Consider the following 16,069-nt stretch of genomic DNA (forward strand, 5'->3'; position numbering starts at 1 on the left):
CGGCGGACGTGGCCTCAGGCCGCCTCGATGACGTCACTGCGGATCGCGGCCGCCCACTCGACCACCAACAGCTCGTACTCCGCGCGCTCCTGCGACGACAGCGTGCCGCCGGCGCGCATCCAGAGCGCCCGGATCTGCTCGTTCACCTCGGCAGCAGACCGTGCGGAACCACGGGTCAGGGAATCGGGGGACATGCGCACAAGCCTAGGCGCAAGCACTGACAGTCCGCTACCGGACGGCTACGCAGAACATATGTGATTGGTCACGGATTTCGGGGCGCGCGCCCCGGACGACCAGACACCATCGGCGATGGGTGGCCTCGCGGTGGAACTGGACGTCGCCGACGAGCCCGGGGCTGAAACCGCACACGGCAGCCGCCTTGAGCAGGGCGCCCACGTCGATGGCGTCGAGCCCGTGCGCGATGTCGGCGACGGCTGTGGCCCCGAGCACTCGCGGCGGGTCCGCGAAACCGTCGTACACCTCGTCGTGGTCGAGGAAGCCCACGTCGCCGTCCGGGTTGCCGGAGACCGCGCGTTCGAGCAGGGCAGCCACCGTGCCCGGGGCAGTGGCGGACAGGGCCCCACACCGCTCAGACCGCGTCGGCGTGTGTCAGCCCGCGGACTCCGCCGCGTGCGGGCTCAGGGCGCCCATCGTGACCAAGGCGATGATGACGATGCCCAGGGCGATGCGGTACCAGACGAAGGGCATGAAGCTCTTGGTCGAGATGAACTTCATGAACCAGGCGATGACCGCGTAACCGACGACGAAGGCGATCACCGTGGCGAAGATCGTGGGGCCCCAGGAGACGTGGTCGCTCTCCATCGCGTCCTTCAACTCGAAGATGCCGGAGGCCAGTACGGCGGGGACGGCGAGAAGGAACGAATAGCGCGCGGCGGACTCGCGCTTGTACCCCATGAACAGGCCGCCACTGATCGTCGCGCCGGAGCGGGAGACGCCGGGGACGAGGGCCATGGACTGGCAGAGGCCGAAGATCAGGCCGTCCTTGACGCCCAGGTCCTCAAGTCCCTTGCGCTGCTTGGGCGCACGATGCCGCCCGCCGTTCTCGTCGCGTGCCGCCAGCCGGTCCGCGACACCTATGACGATGCCGACGACGATCAGCATCGTGGCGGTGATGCGCAGATCCCGGAACGGCCCCTCGATCTGGTCCTTGAACAGCAGTCCCAGCACACCGATGGGGATGGAGCCGACGATCACCAGCCAGCCCATCTGGGCATCGTGGTCGCCGCGCAGCTCCTTCTTGACCAGGGAACGGCTCCATGTCGAGATGATCCGCCCGATGTCCTTGCGGAAGTAGATCAGTACGGCGGCCTCGGTGCCGATCTGGGTGATCGCGGTGAAGGCCGCCCCTGGGTCCTTCCAGCCCGAGAAGGCCGCCGTCAGGCGCAGATGCGCGCTGGAGGAGACGGGAAGGAACTCGGTCAGCCCCTGGACGAGTCCGAGGACGAGTGATTCAAACCAAGACATGAAGTTACGGCGTCCAAGTGCTGGTCGTGTGAGGGGAGTCGGGCGTGCCACATCACCGGGCGCGGTGATCGGGGTGCGAGGGCAGCGTAGCGCCCCGCGGTGACGGGCCGGCCACAGGGGCGGGTCAGGGGCCGGCGGGCCTGTCCGTGCGCGCGGCCGGTGGGCGCCTACGCGGCCGTCGGGCCCTTCACCGTCCAGCCGGGGGTCTGTGGGTGGGACGTCAGGTCCTCGTGCACCACGGTGTCGCCGCACGCCGAGCAGGCGACGACGGGCGTCAGTTCATGGCCGCAGCTGTGCTCCAGGACCATGGGCCGGTCGTCGTCCTCGCGCAGGTGCCGGTCACCCCACGCCATGAGCGTCAGCAGCACCGGCTCCAATTCGAGCCCTGCCTGGGTGGGCCGGTACTCGAAGCGCTGCGGTCGCTCGCTGTAGACCCGCTTGGTCAGGATCCCGGCGTCGACGAGCCGGCGCAGCCGGGTGGCCAGGATGTCCCGCGGGGCCCCGATGTTGCGCACGAGCTGGTCGAAGCGGCCGTTGCCCAGGCAGACCTCCCGCAGCACGAGCAGGGAGTACTTCTCGCCTACGAGCGCCAGGGCGTCGGCGATCGAGCAGGGACGCGGGTCTCGGGTGGCGGCCATGACGCCCAGTCTAGGGGAGGGTTTGGTTCTCCAACTCATGGGTTTGTTTCTCCAACCTACGAGGTTATGGTGAGTTTGGATTCCCTACTCACTGGTAATCGCCCGCATTGATGGAGGCCCGCACCATGCGTGACGCAGTCATCGTCGAAGCCGTACGCACCCCCATAGGCAAGGGCAAGCCCAGCGGCGCCCTTGCGCACGTGCACCCCGTCGAACTCCTCGCCCACACCCTGCGCACCCTCGTCGAGCGCTCCGGCGTCGACCCGGCGCTCATCGACGACGTCATCGGCGGCACCGTCGACCAGGTCGGCGAGCAGGCCATGAACACCACCCGCTACGCGGCCCTGTCGGCCGGCTTCCCGGAGACCGTCCCGGCGACCACCGTGGACCGCCAGTGCGGCTCCTCCCAGCAGGCCGTGCACTTCGCCGCGCAGGGAGTGATCGCGGGTGCGTACGACCTCGTCGTCGCCTGCGGGGTCGAGTCGATGAGCCGGGTGCCGATGTGGTCGAACGTTCCCGAGGGCAAGGATCCTTTCGGTCCCGGGGTCGCCGAGCGCTACGAGGAAGGCCTCGTCCCGCAGGGCATCAGTGCCGAGCTCATCGCCGCCAAGTGGTCGATCACGCGTGAGCGGATGGACGCGTTCGCCGTCTCCTCGCACCAGAAGGCGGCCGCAGCCTGGGAGAAGGGCCTCTTCGACGCCGAGGTCGCGCCGCTGGACGGCGTCTCGCGGGACGAGTGCGTACGCCCGGGCAGCACCCCCGAGACCCTCGCCGGCCTGAGGCCCGCCTACTTCGACCCGAACTTCGCCGAGCGCTTCCCGCAGATCGAGTGGAACGTGACCGCGGGCAACGCGAGTCCGATCAACGACGGCGCCTCGGCCGTCCTCATCACGTCGAGCGAGACAGCCGAACGGCTGGGCCTGCGCCCGCTGGCCCGCCTCCACAGCTTCGCCGTCACCGGCTCCGACCCGATCCTCATGCTCACCGGCGTCATCCCCGCCACGGAGCAGGTCCTGCGCCGAGCCCACCTCACCCTCGACGACATCGACCTCTTCGAGGTCAACGAGGCGTTCTCCAGCGTGGTCCTGGCCTGGCAGCAGGAGACGGGTGCGGATCTGTCGAAGGTCAACGTCCACGGTGGCGCGATAGCGATAGGGCACCCCCTGGGCGCGAGCGGCACCCGTCTGACGACGACGCTGGTGCACGCGATGCGCGAACGCGGGGCTCGTTACGCCCTGCAGACGATGTGCGAGGCGGGCGGACTGGCCAACGCGATGATCTTGGAGAGGGTGTGACGGGGGCCCTTTAGAGGCGCCCTCGGCTCCACCCCCCTCAAGCGCTCAAGGGCGCCGCAGATGATGCCGCTTGCGCCACGCCACGATCGCCCCCGCCAACGCCGGCAGGGCGATCGCCGCCATGGCGATCAGAAAAGCGGGCGACGTCGGCGCCGAAGCCCGCGCCCCGGCGACCACGTACGCGGCGGTGTTCGGAATCGACCCGAGCGCCGTCGCGACGAGGAACGGGACGTACCGCATCCGGGAGACCGCGGCGCAGTAGTTCGCGGCCCAGAACGGGACTCCGGGGAACAGCCGGGCCGCCAGCATCGACCGGAAGCCGTGCCGACTGAGCTGTCCGTCCGCCGCCTTCAGCCACCGCCCCCGCAGCAGCGGCCGCAGGGCGTCCTGCCCGAGTATCCGGCCCAGACCGAAGGCGATCCCCGCCCCGAGCACCGTGCCGGCGAGGGCCGACGCGAGCCCGAGCTGCGAACCGAAGAGGGCGCCGGCGGCGAGATTCAGCAGGGGCCGAGGCACGAACGCCACGGTGCACAGCCCGTACGCGACCCCGAACACGACCGCGGCCGCGACCCCGCCGAGCTGGGGCGGCCAGCCGTCGGAGAGCAGTCTCTGCGGCTCGAAGAGCAGGACCATGGACGCGGCGCCCGCGAGCAGCGCGACGAGCAGGGACAACCGGGACCACGGCGACAGCAGCACTCTCGTGCAACGGGAGGTGAGACCCACCGGAGCGGGGACGGGGAGGGCGAGCTCCGTGGCGATGGCCGGGGGAGTGGCCGTGGCGGTGCCCCCAGAGCGGGTGGTGGCATCGAGCATCCAGTGACGGTAACCGACAGGGATGTGTGATCGCCGTATGGGTGCCGCCGGTTGCGCGGTCGGGCGGCGCCAAAAACCGTTCGACGTGGGACGACGCGTGGGACATGATCTGCGTCATGTTCCGGTACGCCTTCGCTCTCGCAGCATCCGCAGTCGCGGATGCGCCGAAGGCTGCCGTTCCCGTGTTCCTGGCCGCCGCAGACGGCGCCCGAAGCTGACCCTTCCCGGACAGTCCGGCGGACCCCGCAGGGGGAGGGTCGGCGAGTCCTTGGGGTCCCGTTCTTCCACGAACACGAAGAGGCTTCGAGGTACAGCCATGTCCAAGACCGCTTACGTGCGCACCAAGCCGCACCTGAACATCGGCACGATGGGTCACGTCGACCACGGCAAGACCACCCTGACCGCCGCCATCACCAAGGTCCTGTCCGAGCGCGGCAGCGGCACCTTCGTGCCGTTCGACCGCATCGACCGGGCCCCGGAGGAGGCCGCGCGCGGGATCACCATCAACATCGCGCACGTCGAGTACGAGACCGACACCCGCCACTACGCCCACGTGGACATGCCGGGCCACGCCGACTACGTCAAGAACATGGTCACCGGGGCCGCGCAGCTCGACGGGGCGATCCTCGTCGTCTCCGCACTCGACGGGATCATGCCGCAGACCGCCGAACACGTGCTGCTCGCGCGGCAGGTGGGCGTCGACCACGTGGTGGTCGCCCTCAACAAGGCGGACGCGGCCGACGAGGAACTGATCGAGCTCGTCGAGCTGGAGGTCCGTGAGCTGCTCACCGCGCACGGTTACGGCGGCGACGCCGTGCCCGTCGTACGGGTCTCGGGGCTGAAGGCCCTGGAGGGGGACCCGCGTTGGACGGCGTCGATCGAGGCGCTGCTCGACGCGGTGGACACGTATGTGCCCATTCCCGAGCGGTATCTGGATGCGCCGTTCCTGATGCCCGTCGAGAACGTGCTGACCATCACCGGCCGGGGGACCGTGGTGACCGGCGCGGTCGAGCGGGGCACCGTGCGGGTGGGTGACCGGGTCGACGTGCTGGGAGCTGCCGTGGAGACGGTGGTGACCGGGGTCGAGACCTTCGGCAAGCCGATGGACGAGGCGCAGGCCGGGGACAACGTGGCCTTGCTGCTGCGGGGCGTTCCCCGGGACGCGGTCCGGCGGGGGCATGTCGTGGCCGCCCCCGGCAGTGTGGTGCCGAGCCGTCGCTTCACCGCGCAGGTGTATGTGCTGTCCGCGCGGGAGGGCGGGCGTACGACGCCTGTCTCCACCGGGTACCGGCCGCAGTTCTACATCCGTACGGCGGATGTGGTGGGGGATGTCGACCTCGGTGAGGTGGCCGTTGCCCGGCCTGGGGATCGTGTCGTGATGACCGTTGAACTGGGGCGGGATGTGCCGCTTGAGCCAGGTCTCGGATTCGCCATCCGTGAGGGTGGCCGGACCGTCGGGGCGGGGACCGTTACCGCCCTTGTGTGAGGGTGGTTGCGGTGTGTGGGGGGCTGCGGGGCCGTTGTGGCTGGTCGCGCAGTTCCCCGCGCCCCTATCGGGGCGCTCTCGCCCAGGCACAATGACAGGATGACCGAGTCCCTGCCCGTCGCCCGTGCCGTTGATCACGGGTTCGCCAAGTTGATGCCTGACGTGGACCGGGAGCGGGCCTGGTTGCTGACCGTCGACGGGGCTCCGCAGTCGTACGTCGATCTCGACGAGCCGACGCATCTGGAGTTCGAGTACGCGCAGCGGCTCGGGCATGTGCTGGACGGCATCGGGGAGTCGGGGCGGCCGCTGGACGTCGTCCACCTCGGTGGGGGTGCTCTGACGTTGCCGCGGTATCTGGCGGCCACCCGGCCGGGCTCCCGGCAGGACGTCGTCGAGGCCGACCGGGCTCTGCTGGAGCTGGTCGTCGAGCATCTGCCGCTTTCGGAGGGGGCGGGGATCGCGGTGCACGCGGCCGATGCGCGGGGATGGCTGGAAACCGCCCCGGCGGGCTCTGCCGATGCGCTGGTCGCCGATGTCTTCGGAGGGTCGCGGGTGCCCGCCCATCTGACGTCCTTGGAGTACGCCCGTGAGGCGGCGCGTGTGCTCAGGAGCGGCGGGGTCTATCTCGCGAATCTCGCCGACGCCGCGCCCTTCGCGTTTCTGCGGTCCCAACTCGCCAACTTCGCCGAGGTGTTCGAGGAGCTTGTGCTGATCGCCGAGCCGGCGGTACTGCGCGGGCGGCGGTTCGGGAACGCGGTGCTCGTCGCCGCGCGGCTGCCCCTCGACACGTCGGCCCTGGCCCGGCGGACGGCGGCCGACGCCTTTCCGGCGCGGGTCGAACACGGTGCCGGGCTGCGGAAGTTCATCGGGGCGGCACGGCCGGTGCGGGACGAGGAGGCGGTGCCGTCACCCGAGCCCCCCGACGGGGCGTTCGGCATCGGCTGAGTCGTTCGTGGTGACCTGGGTGACCTGCTTGGTGTTCCGGCGCAGATTACGGACGTCCGGTACGCACAGGACGGCCGCCGTGACCGCCGCGATCAGGCCCGCGCAGCCCCACAGGGCCGCGGTGCGTCCGAACGCCGACTCCGCCGGGCCCGCCAGCGCCGCCGCGAGCGGCATGAGGGCGACCGAGCCGAACCAGTCGTAGGCCGAGACCCGGGAGAGCTTGTCCTCCGGTATCTCCTGGTGCAGGGCGGTCATCCAGGAGACGCCGAACACCTCGACGGTCGCGCCGGCCACGAACATCGCCGTGCACAGCAGCGGTACCGACACCGGTACGGCCAGCGCGGCGGACGGCAGCGTCATCGGGAACACGCAGAGGATGCCCACGAAGAGCAGCCGGTGCGGTTTCCAGCGGGTCATGAGGAGGGCGCCGACGACCGTGCCCGCGCCGAAGAAGCCGAGGGCCACACCCCAGGGGGCCGCTCCGCCCAGGTCGTCCTGGGCGACCAGCGGGCCGTAGACCGCGTCGGCGGCGCCGAGCACCGCGTTGGCCACGGAGAACTGGACGACGATGCCCCACAGCCACGGCCGCCCCGCGACCTCCCGCCAGCCGTCGCGCAGGTCGGCGAGCAGGCCGGCGCCCGGTTCGCGCGCCGGGATGTGACTGACGTCGAGGAAGGAGCGGAGCGAACCGGCGAGCGCGAAGGCCACCGCGTCCCCCGCGAGCACCCAGCCGGGGCCGACCGCGGCGACCATCGCACCGCCGAGCGCGGCACCGCCCAGCGCCGCGCCCTGCATCGCCATCCGGAACACCGCGAAGGCACGGCCGGCCTGTTCGCCGCGCACCGAGGACAGCAGCATGCCCTCGGCCGCCGGGCTGAAGAACGCGTGGCCTGTACCGCCGAGCGCGGTCAGCAGCATCATCTGCCAGATCCGGGGCTCGCCTGCCAGGACAAGAACGGCGAACGCGCCCTGGGAGAGGCAGTTGAGGGCGTTGGCCGCGACCATCACCCGGTGCCGGGGCAGGCGGTCCGCCACCGCACCGCCGATCAGCAGGAACACCACCAGCGGGAGGGTGCGCGCGGCGGCCACCAGGCCCACGTCGCCGCTGTCGCCGCCCGCCTCCAGTACGGCGAACGCGGCGGCGATCAGGGCGCCGTTGCTGCCGAGGTTGGTCACGAACGCGGCGGTGGTCAGCAGGCCGTAGTTCCGGCTCGCCCAGGCGGGTCCGCGGGCGCGGCGGGAGGAGTCGGCGGAGGGGGTCACCGGCCGACTATCGCCGCCGGGGTGCTGCCGTGCCAATCTCTTTCCGGACGGATCGGGATGCGGTGACGGCTGGAAGGAGACGCCGATCACTGGTGCCGGGCCTGGTCAGCGCGATTTACTCGTGGGTAACATCCCGGGCATGAGCGCAGACCAGATGTCCGTCGGCGAGATGCTCGCTGCGACCGTGCCCATGGTGCGGACCCTGAACCTCGAGTTCCTGGAGACCGGCCCGGAGAAGGTCGTGGTCGCCCTGCCCGACCAGGGCGAGTTCCACAACCATGTGGGCGGACCACACGCCGGGGCGATGTTCACGCTCGCCGAGTCGGCCAGCGGGGCGGTCGTCCTGGCCGCGTTCGGCGACCAGCTCTCGCGGGCGGTACCGCTCGCCGTGAACGCGGAGATCGCCTACCGCAAGCTCGCGATGGGCCCGGTGACCGCCACGGCCACCCTGGGTCGTCCGGCCTCCGAGGTCGTCGCCCAACTCGACGCAGGGGAACGCCCCGAGTTCCCGGTCACGATCGAGATCCGCCGCGCGGACGGGGCGGTCACGGGCGAGATGACGGTGGTGTGGACACTGCGGCCGAACGGCTGAGTGCGGGGTCGGCGGGGCGTGGGGGTGAGTGGTCCAGTTGTCCACGCGCACCGCTGTCTCCGCCGCTCAGGCCGCCAACCGCCTCCGCCCCACCCCCTCGCCGCTCTCCCACTCCGCCACGAACCCCTTGAGCCAGTCGATGAACTCGGGGCCCAGGTCGTCACGGTCGCAGGCCAGGCGTACCACCGTGCGGAGGTAGTCCGCCTTGTCGCCGGTGTCGTAGCGGAGGCCGTCGAAGACGACGCCGTGGACCGTGCCGTCGGTCGCGAGGTGCTGGAGGGCGTCGGTGAGCTGGATCTCGCCGCCGCGACCCGGCGGGGTGCGGTCCAGGACGTCGAAGACCTCGGGGTCGAGGACGTAGCGGCCGATGACCGCGTAGGCGCTCGGTGCGTTCTCGGGGGACGGCTTCTCGACCAGGCCGGTCACGCGGACCAGGCCCTCCTCCTCCGTGGGCACCACGGCCGCGCAGCCGTAGAGGTGGATCTGCTCGCGCGGTACCTCCATGAGGGCGACCACGCTCCCGGCGTACCGGTCGCGGACGTCGAGCATCGTGCTGAGCAGGGTCTCGCGCGGGTCGATCAGGTCGTCGCCCAGGAGGACGGCGAAGGGCTGGTCGCCGACGTGGCGGCGGGCACAGAGCACCGCGTGGCCGAGGCCGAGCGGCTCGCCTTGGCGGATGTGATGGATGTTGGCCAGGCGCGCGGGATCGCGCACGGCGTCGAGGCGTACCGCGTCGCCCTTGGCCGCGAGGGCCTGCTCCAACTCGAAGGCGTTGTCGAAGTGGTCCTCGATGGCCCGCTTGTGGCGGCCGGTGACCATCAGGACGTCGTCGAGCCCGGCCGCTGCGGCCTCCTCGACGACGTACTGGATGGCCGGCTTGTCGACGACCGGGAGCATCTCCTTGGGCGTCGCCTTGGTCGCCGGCAGGAATCGGGTGCCGAGCCCGGCGGCCGGGACGACCGCCTTGCGGACCGTGCGGGTGGGGACGGCGGTGTCCGTCGTGTGGGGGACGATCATGCGGATCATGCTGCGTCACCCGGATGAGAGCCCCCCGGGAGACGCCTGGGAGCCCGCTGTGGACCCGGCCCGGAGTGGGAGATTTCGTGTGCCAAGCATCCGGCCGCGCACACAACTTGAGTCCTGCGCACCGCTTAACATCGAATGCGGGTACGGATACCGGCGGTAACATTTCTGAACTGTCCTCTTTTTGAACATGGGTCACTCCACCTTCTTGTTTGCTGTACATCAATTGTGCGAAGGTGAGCGCCCCCCGGGATGAACCGGGTCGCATCTGATGCGGCATAGGTATGCACCAATCAGGCGCCTGCTTTCCGAGGACGCGCATATCCCATGCCGTCCTGCGGCTTGGAAGGAATTGGTCCCGTGCAATCCGCTTACCCCCCACGACCCCCTTACCCCCCACGCCCCGGATCGAGTCCGGCTGAGTCCGACCGCAATCTTCTGGCCCGGCTGGGAGAGAACAGCGTGGACGGCCATGCCGTCGCGCTGTTGATGGCGCGTCACTGGCAGGCGACCTACGCATACTCGGTCATCTGCCTTGCCTCATGGTCGGCTTCGGCCTCTATGGCGGCCGCGGCGGCATTCCACCGGGTGCTCGGCCGGGCCGGTGACGGCGCGCTGCGCCCACAACTTCTTGTTGCGGTGAGGGAGTTCGTCAAGGAGTGGGCCGCGGATGACGAAATCTCCGCTGTACTGCCGGAACTTCGCAAGACGATCGGCGGCCGTGGTCTACGCGCGGCGAGGTCCGCCACCCCGGAAAGAAGACAGCTCGCCGAGCGCGCATTCAGGTCCCTTCCCGGCGCCTCCCAATGCCTGCTGTGGCACAGTGAGGTCGAGGCCGAACCCATATCCGTACCGGCCGGTCTGCTGGGTGTGGACGCGACCCGTGCGGCGGCCGCCCTCGAGCAGGCGCGCGAGCAATTCCGCACGGGCTGTGTCCGTGCTCACCGGGAACTCGCGCCCACCAGTGAATGCCGTTTCTACAATCGTCTGCTGGATGTCCCCCTTCGCCGGGGCGGGAACCTTCTGCCCGATGTCCGCAAACATCTGACGGATTGCCGGTATTGCCGTCATGCAGCCGAACAGCTCAGCCACTTCGAGGGTGGTCTGGAGGTGCTGCTCGCCGAGACGGTGCTCGGCTGGGGCGCCCACCGCTATCTCGACTCGCGGCCCGCGCGTTCCGTCGAGCGTCCGGCCCCGACCTCGCCCGGTCCGGCCCGTGCAAAGCCCGGCGGTCGCCACCGCCCCGTTCCCGCAGGCCTCCTCGCCCAGCCGCGCAAAAGCACCCGTGCCGTCCTCGTCGGCGCCGGTCTGACCTCCCTGGCCCTGCTCGCCACAGTGCTCGTGACCAAGGGCTGGTCGGACGACGGCGGTGTTCCCACGCCCGGCGCCACCTGGGGCGCGGTGAGCGGGAACACCGTACGGCCGAGCCCGTCGACGGTCTCCCAGGACGCCGGGTCCCCGTCCACGGCCTCGATGGGCAACCCCGTCGAGGTCGGCCACGGCAGGCTCCGCAACGCCGACGCCGACCTGTGCCTCGACAGCCGTGACGCCCACCACGCGCGGGCCACGCCCGGCACGAAGGCCATGCTGACGGAGTGTTCCTCGGCCGGGTCCCAGCAGTGGTCGTACCAGCAGGACGGGCTGCTGCGCAGCGCGGCCGATCCCAGGCTCTGCCTCGACTCGGACACCGAGAAGCGGTCGGTCGTGATCGCCGACTGCCTGACCCGGACGGGAGAGGTCCGCTACGACCTCACCGTGCGCGGCGAACTGCTGCTGCGCCGCGGGAAGGGGCTCCTGGTCGCGCCCGGCAAGGGGGAGACCGTCGTCGTCACCGAGCGGAACGGCTCACAGAAGCAGAGGTGGGTGCTGGAGTTCACCGACGAGAGCGCGCCGGCACAACAGGGCACGCAGTCGCCCGAGGACGCGGAGACGGGCCGGCCCTCCGGGGGGCCGGGCGAGGATCCGATCGCACCGCACCTCGCCCCGCCCTCAGGTTCCGGCGAACACCCCGACAGCGGCCGCGAACAGAGCCCCGGTCAGCCCTCGGACCAGCACGGAACCCCGCCCCAGCAGTACGGGACACGGGTCGCCCAGGTCGACGACAGCGACTCCGAGCCGGCCGGTCCGGCCACTCCTGCCGCTCCTGCCGCCCCGGTCGAGGGGGCCGGGGCGGTGGTGGGTGCGGTCCTGGACACCGCGACCTCGGTGACGGCGCCCCTCGCGTCGACGCTCGGCACCGCACTGCCGTAGACCGAAACTGCCGTGGACCGAAACTGCCGTGGACCGAAGGTGAGCTGTTGCTCCGGACGTCGGTTCTCGTGAACCGGTAGGCTGCCACGGCGTGCGTCGGTGCTTGGCGCACGCCGGGAACGCGACTCAGGAGGAACCGGCGTTGCACGTCCAGGAATGGCTCGACACCGTGCCCCCGGCCGCCGTCTACGCCCTGGTGGGTTTGGTCATCGGCCTGGAGAGCCTGGGCATTCCGCTGCCCGGCGAGATCATCCTGGTCTCCGCAGCGCTCCTGTCCTCGCAGCACGCGGGGATCAATCCCGTGGTGCTCGGTGCGTGCGCCAGCGTCGGGGCGGTCGTCGGTGATTCCATCGGCTACGCGATCGGGCGCAAGGGCGGACGGCCGCTGCTCACCTGGCTCGGCAACAAGTTCCCGAGGCACTTCAGTGAGGGCCATGTCGCCACGGCGGAGCGGTCCTTCGAGAAGTGGGGCATGTGGGCGGTGTTCTTCGGCCGTTTCGTCGCGCTGCTGAGGATCTTCGCCGGGCCGCTCGCCGGTGTGCTGCGGATGCCGTACTGGAAGTTCCTGATCGCCAACGTGCTGGGCGGGATCATCTGGGCGGGCGGGACGACCGCGGTCATCTACTACGTGGGGATCGTCGCGGAGTCGTGGCTGAAGCGGTTCTCGTGGCTCGGACTCGTGCTCGCCGTGCTGATCGGACTCACCTCGATGCTCGTGCTCAAGCGCAGGGCGGCGAAGGCGACGGACCGGATGCGGGCGGCCGAACCGGAGACCGTCCCGGCCGCCGACTGAGGCTCACGGCTTGTCGTGCACCTCACTGTGGGCCTCGGCCAGGTCCGCGTAGAGCGTTCCGTTCAGGGTGACTCCCTGACGCTCCTCCTCCGTCAGCTCCCGCCGCACCTTCGCCGGCACGCCGGCCACCAGTGAACCGGGCGGTACCCGCATGCCCTGCGGTACCAGTGCCTGGGCCGCCACGAGGGAACCCGCCCCGATCACGGCGCCGTTCAGCACCGTCGCGCCCATGCCGATCAGACAGTCGTCCTCGACCGTCGCTCCGTGGACCACCGCGTTGTGGCCCACCGAGACGCGCTCGCCGATCGTCACCGGGAAGCCGGGGTCGGCGTGCAGGGTGCAGTTGTCCTGGATGTTGCTCTGGGCGCCGACTGAGATGCGTTCTACGTCGCCGCGGGCCACCGCGCCGTACCAGAGGCTCGCCCCCGCCTGCAGCGTCACGTCACCGATCACCGACGCGGTGGGCGCCACGAAGGCCTCTCCGTCGATCGTCGGTTCCTTTCCGCCGATGCCCGTGATCAACGCCTTGTGCGCCATTTCGCCTCCTGGTTCGCGATATCCCGAACCGTACGCCACCCGGTGGGGCGAAGATCACAAGCCCGCCATCTCATCTGTGCGGCGTGCGCTCAGTACGGTGTGCTCGTGCCGAAGAGCAAGAACACGTTCTCATCCTGGCGGGGCCGTCTCGTCCAGCGTGCCGTCCACGCGGGCTGGGCCTGGGTGCAGCGCACGGGCTCCGTCACCGCAGAGCGCCCGGGGCGCTTCCGCTTCGGTGCGCTCGGTGTGCACACCCGGCTGGCCTTTCCGCTCGGCACGGTCTTCGGTGAACCGTGGATCCATGTCGGGTCCCACTGCATCGTCGGCGAACAGGTCACTCTGACCGCCGGCCTGATGCCCGACCTGGACCTCGGTCCGGAGCCGATCCTGCGCATCGGCGACGGGGTCGTGCTGGGGCGTGGCAGCCATGTCATCGCCGACACCACGGTCACCATCGGCAGCGACTGCTACTTCGGGCCGTACGTCTATGTCACGTCCACCAATCACTCGTACGACGATCCCCACGAGCCGATCGGCAAGCAGTGGCCGCGGATGGAGCCGGTGGAGATCGGGCCGGGGTGCTGGATCGGGACCGGGGCGGTGATCCTGCCCGGCGCGCGGATCGGGCGGAACGTCGTCGTGGCCGCCGGTGCCGTGGTGCGGGGTGTGGTGCCGGACCACGCGGTGGTGGCGGGGGCGCCCGCCCGGGTCGTACGGCGCTGGACCTCCGAGGACGGCTGGCAGCCGCCGCTCAGGACCCCGGCGCCGGTACCGATACCCGAGGGAGCCACGGCGGAACAGCTCAACGCGCTGGCCGGGCTGGACGAGGAGACGGCGGCGAAACTCGCCGAGTTGGACGAGGGTGCGGCGGGGCGACTTGCCGGACTGGACTGAGGGACGGGGCGGCGGGGAGCGCGTTGAGTGGGTTGGGCTGAGGGTGTCCGGGCTCGCCTTGCGGTGGGGAGCGGCGGGTTGGCCAGGGCGGGTGTCGGGGGAGGCTGTTGGGCGGGATGGGCCGTGGGCGCCGGGTCGGGTGTGGTGTGGGGCGGTGAGTCGCGGGGCTTGGCGGGTGGTCGGATTGACGGTGTGTCGGGTTCGCCCTCTGGGAGTCGCTAGGCCGATTGGCGGGGGAGCTCGCCGAGTCGGGTGGGCTGACGGGTGACGCGAAGGGGGCCCTGTCGGCTGGGGTCGAACCGGCGTCGGGTCAGCCCGTCGAGGAGCAGGGTGCCGATCAGGGGCCAGGCCCGCGCCCGCTGCCTGGAGAGCGCGGAGGGCGTTTGCTGGGGAGTCGTTCCGGGTGCCGGATGTGACCACCGGGTCCGCCGGGTAGTGGCCCAGGGCGGAGTAGCTCGACGTGCTCGGTGGGCGGGGTGGGCGGGTGGTCGCGAAAGTCGCCGGGCCGGGGTCAGCCCGTCGCGAGGAGCAGGGTGCCGATCAGGGCCAGGCCCGCGCCCGTCGTCTGGAGGGCGCGGAGGCGTTCGCTGAGGAAGCCGCGGGCGGCCAGGGCCGTGACCACCGGGTAGAGCGAGGCGAGGACGGCGGCCACCGTGACCGGGCCGTGCTGGGCGGCCACCGAGTACGTGCCGTTCGCCGCCACGTCCGCGAGGCCGATGAAGGCGAGTGCGGGGAGGAAAGACCAGGGGAAGCCGGTCGTCGGGAGCGCGGGCGAGCCCCGTTTCACCGAGACGTACAAGGCCGCGCCGCCCACCGCCCCGTTGACCAGGCGCTGCACGAACAGGGCGAGGAACAGGCCGGTGACGGTCGTGGACGCCTCCGCGATCAGGGCGAACACCGTACCGAAGCCGAGGGCCGCGATCAGGGTGAGGACGATCGCCCGGCGTTGCACCGGGGCGCCGCGCAACTGGGGCCCGCCCGCCAGGATCACTCCCGTCACGGCCACCGCGATGCCCGCGGCCTGCGTGAGCCCGGGACGCTCGCCGAGGAAGAGGCCCACGCCGACCGGGACCGCCACGCTCAGCGTGCCCAGCGGGGAGACGACACCCATCGGCCCCAGCGCGAGCGCCTTGTAGAAACAGATCAGGGCGACCGGTCCGGCCAGACCCGCGGCGAACGCGAACCACAGCCGGGGCCCCGCCTTGCTCCAGCCGCCGGTCGCCACCACGATCGCGCCGAGCACGGCCGCGGCGATCGCCTGCGAGACCACGACGACCGTGAGCGCCGGGAGCCGTCGGGTCAGCACCCCGCCGCCGAAGTCGGCCAGGCCCCACAAGAGGCTGGTGGCCAGGGCGAAGAATGCTGTCACGGGCCGCCTCGCAGTACAGTTCGGTGAACGATCGGGTGCATCCCACCGTAGTTCATTCAGTTGTACTGTGTCATACAGAATATTGGACGTGAAGTGTCGGACCTCGACCTGCTGACCCAGTCCCTGGCGCGCAACGTCAAGCGCTGGCGGACCGAGCGCGGCTTCACCCTGGACGCGCTCGCCGCCCGAGCCGGAGTCAGCCGCGGCATGCTGATCCAGATCGAGCAGGCCCGGACCAACCCCAGCCTCGGCACGGTCGTGAAGATCGGCGACGCGCTCGGCATCAGCATCACCACGCTGCTCGACTACGAGCAGGGGCCGAAGGTGCGGATCGTCCCACCGGAGCAGGTGGTGCGGCTGTGGGGCACGGACGCCGGCAGCTGGAGCCGGCTGCTCGCGGGCGCGGAGGCCCCCGGCCCGCTGGAGATGTGGGAGTGGCGGATGATGCCGGGCGAGAGCAGCCGGTCGGATCCGCACCCCGCCGGGACGGTCGAGATCCTGCACGTCACGGAGGGCGAGATGACCCTGACCGTCGACGGTGTCGAGCACCGGGTCGCCGCCGGGGCGAGCGTCACCTTCGAGGCCAACGCCGAGCACGTGTACGCCAATCAGGGCGACGTTCCCGCGCAGTGGATGCTGGCCGTCTCGGTGCCGGCCGTGCCATGAGCGGCTGTTAGCGTGCCGCC

General features: G+C 70.8%; 17 protein-coding genes. 8 read left to right on the plus strand and 9 right to left on the minus strand.

The genetic code is table 11. The features are described from left to right. Nucleotides 1–14: 14 nt before the first annotated feature. The 4 genes from OG841_RS39000 to OG841_RS39015 form a co-directional block, all read right to left on the minus strand. Entirely contained in the window at nt 15–194 is a 180-nt protein-coding gene (locus tag OG841_RS39000) for a hypothetical protein (RefSeq protein WP_328637094.1), read from the minus strand. Nucleotides 195–228: 34 nt separating this feature from the next. Further along, a complete protein-coding gene (locus OG841_RS39005) occupies nt 229–552 on the minus strand; it encodes a hypothetical protein (protein ID WP_326670506.1) in 324 nt (107 codons plus the stop codon). Between the two features lie 57 nt (nt 553–609). Next, the gene (locus OG841_RS39010) at nt 610–1,485 is read right to left on the minus strand and encodes an undecaprenyl-diphosphate phosphatase (RefSeq protein ID WP_328637093.1); all 876 of its coding nucleotides are present in this window, start codon (nt 1,483–1,485) and stop codon (nt 610–612) included. 167 nt (nt 1,486–1,652) lie between these two features. Beyond that, entirely contained in the window at nt 1,653–2,123 is a 471-nt protein-coding gene (locus OG841_RS39015; protein WP_328637092.1) for a winged helix-turn-helix transcriptional regulator, read from the minus strand. Nucleotides 2,124–2,248: 125 nt separating this feature from the next. Between OG841_RS39015 and OG841_RS39020 the strand changes: the two genes are divergently transcribed. Next, nucleotides 2,249–3,418, plus strand: a complete 1,170-nt coding sequence (locus OG841_RS39020; protein ID WP_328637091.1) for a thiolase family protein — start codon at nt 2,249–2,251, stop codon at nt 3,416–3,418. Nucleotides 3,419–3,463: 45 nt separating this feature from the next. Here OG841_RS39020 and OG841_RS39025 read toward each other — a convergent pair whose 3' ends face one another. After that, nucleotides 3,464–4,231: a TVP38/TMEM64 family protein gene (locus OG841_RS39025; RefSeq protein ID WP_328637090.1), complete on the minus strand. Its 768-nt coding sequence runs from the start codon at nt 4,229–4,231 to the stop codon at nt 3,464–3,466. A gap of 316 nt (nt 4,232–4,547) precedes the next feature. On the opposite strand from OG841_RS39025, the gene tuf reads away from it, so the two are divergent. After that, nucleotides 4,548–5,717: an elongation factor Tu gene (gene tuf / locus OG841_RS39030; protein WP_328637089.1), complete on the plus strand. Its 1,170-nt coding sequence runs from the start codon at nt 4,548–4,550 to the stop codon at nt 5,715–5,717. A 99-nt stretch (nt 5,718–5,816) separates the two neighbouring features. After that, nucleotides 5,817–6,662, plus strand: coding sequence for a spermidine synthase (locus tag OG841_RS39035; protein ID WP_328637088.1), 846 nt, complete (start codon nt 5,817–5,819; stop codon nt 6,660–6,662). On the opposite strand, the gene OG841_RS39040 is transcribed toward OG841_RS39035, so the two are convergent. Further along, a complete protein-coding gene (locus tag OG841_RS39040) occupies nt 6,624–7,925 on the minus strand; it encodes an MFS transporter (protein WP_365123267.1) in 1,302 nt (433 codons plus the stop codon). The two genes, OG841_RS39035 and OG841_RS39040, sit on opposite strands and share 39 nt — an antisense overlap. Nucleotides 7,926–8,079: 154 nt before the next feature. On the opposite strand from OG841_RS39040, the gene OG841_RS39045 reads away from it, so the two are divergent. Next, complete coding sequence (locus tag OG841_RS39045; protein ID WP_266524882.1) at nt 8,080–8,517, plus strand: DUF4442 domain-containing protein; 438 nt, start codon at nt 8,080–8,082, stop codon at nt 8,515–8,517. A gap of 66 nt (nt 8,518–8,583) precedes the next feature. Here OG841_RS39045 and galU read toward each other — a convergent pair whose 3' ends face one another. Beyond that, on the minus strand, nt 8,584–9,534 hold the full coding sequence (galU, locus tag OG841_RS39050; RefSeq protein ID WP_371569032.1) for a UTP--glucose-1-phosphate uridylyltransferase GalU: 951 nt from the start codon (nt 9,532–9,534) through the stop codon (nt 8,584–8,586). Between the two features lie 468 nt (nt 9,535–10,002). Here galU and OG841_RS39055 point away from each other — a divergent pair, with 468 nt between their 5' ends. Continuing rightward, entirely contained in the window at nt 10,003–11,790 is a 1,788-nt protein-coding gene (locus OG841_RS39055) for an RICIN domain-containing protein (RefSeq protein ID WP_371569035.1), read from the plus strand. Nucleotides 11,791–11,932: 142 nt separating this feature from the next. Then, nucleotides 11,933–12,583: a DedA family protein gene (locus OG841_RS39060; RefSeq protein WP_328637084.1), complete on the plus strand. Its 651-nt coding sequence runs from the start codon at nt 11,933–11,935 to the stop codon at nt 12,581–12,583. A 3-nt stretch (nt 12,584–12,586) separates the two neighbouring features. Here the strand turns inward: OG841_RS39060 and OG841_RS39065 are convergent, their stop codons facing one another. After that, nucleotides 12,587–13,120: a gamma carbonic anhydrase family protein gene (locus tag OG841_RS39065; protein WP_371569039.1), complete on the minus strand. Its 534-nt coding sequence runs from the start codon at nt 13,118–13,120 to the stop codon at nt 12,587–12,589. 105 nt (nt 13,121–13,225) lie between these two features. On the opposite strand from OG841_RS39065, the gene OG841_RS39070 reads away from it, so the two are divergent. Further along, nucleotides 13,226–14,014 carry an acyltransferase gene (locus OG841_RS39070; protein WP_328637083.1) on the plus strand — a complete coding sequence of 263 codons (789 nt, stop codon included), beginning with the start codon at nt 13,226–13,228 and terminating at the stop codon, nt 14,012–14,014. A gap of 511 nt (nt 14,015–14,525) precedes the next feature. Here OG841_RS39070 and OG841_RS39075 read toward each other — a convergent pair. Beyond that, entirely contained in the window at nt 14,526–15,383 is an 858-nt protein-coding gene (locus tag OG841_RS39075) for an EamA family transporter (protein WP_371569042.1), read from the minus strand. A 93-nt stretch (nt 15,384–15,476) separates the two neighbouring features. Between OG841_RS39075 and OG841_RS39080 the strand changes: the two genes are divergently transcribed. Next, entirely contained in the window at nt 15,477–16,049 is a 573-nt protein-coding gene (locus OG841_RS39080; RefSeq protein ID WP_328637081.1) for a helix-turn-helix domain-containing protein, read from the plus strand. Nucleotides 16,050–16,069: the final 20 nt, after the last annotated feature.

Origin of the sequence: Streptomyces canus (genome assembly GCF_041435015.1) — a bacterium.
GTDB lineage: Bacteria > Actinomycetota > Actinomycetes > Streptomycetales > Streptomycetaceae > Streptomyces > Streptomyces canus_G.

Bases quoted from the DNA above. Each gene is read 5' to 3' on its own strand.
- OG841_RS39000 (WP_328637094.1), bottom strand. From the start codon at position 194: ATGTCCCCCGATTCCCTGACCCGTGGTTCCGCACGGTCTGCTGCCGAG.
- OG841_RS39010 (WP_328637093.1), bottom strand. From the start codon at position 1,485: ATGTCTTGGTTTGAATCACTCGTCCTCGGACTCGTCCAGGGGCTGACC.
- OG841_RS39015 (WP_328637092.1), bottom strand. From the start codon at position 2,123: ATGGCCGCCACCCGAGACCCGCGTCCCTGCTCGATCGCCGACGCCCTG.
- OG841_RS39020 (WP_328637091.1), top strand. From the start codon at position 2,249: ATGCGTGACGCAGTCATCGTCGAAGCCGTACGCACCCCCATAGGCAAG.
- OG841_RS39025 (WP_328637090.1), bottom strand. From the start codon at position 4,231: ATGCTCGATGCCACCACCCGCTCTGGGGGCACCGCCACGGCCACTCCC.
- tuf (WP_328637089.1), top strand. From the start codon at position 4,548: ATGTCCAAGACCGCTTACGTGCGCACCAAGCCGCACCTGAACATCGGC.
- OG841_RS39035 (WP_328637088.1), top strand. From the start codon at position 5,817: ATGACCGAGTCCCTGCCCGTCGCCCGTGCCGTTGATCACGGGTTCGCC.
- OG841_RS39045 (WP_266524882.1), top strand. From the start codon at position 8,080: ATGTCCGTCGGCGAGATGCTCGCTGCGACCGTGCCCATGGTGCGGACC.
- galU (WP_371569032.1), bottom strand. From the start codon at position 9,534: ATGATCGTCCCCCACACGACGGACACCGCCGTCCCCACCCGCACGGTC.
- OG841_RS39065 (WP_371569039.1), bottom strand. From the start codon at position 13,120: ATGGCGCACAAGGCGTTGATCACGGGCATCGGCGGAAAGGAACCGACG.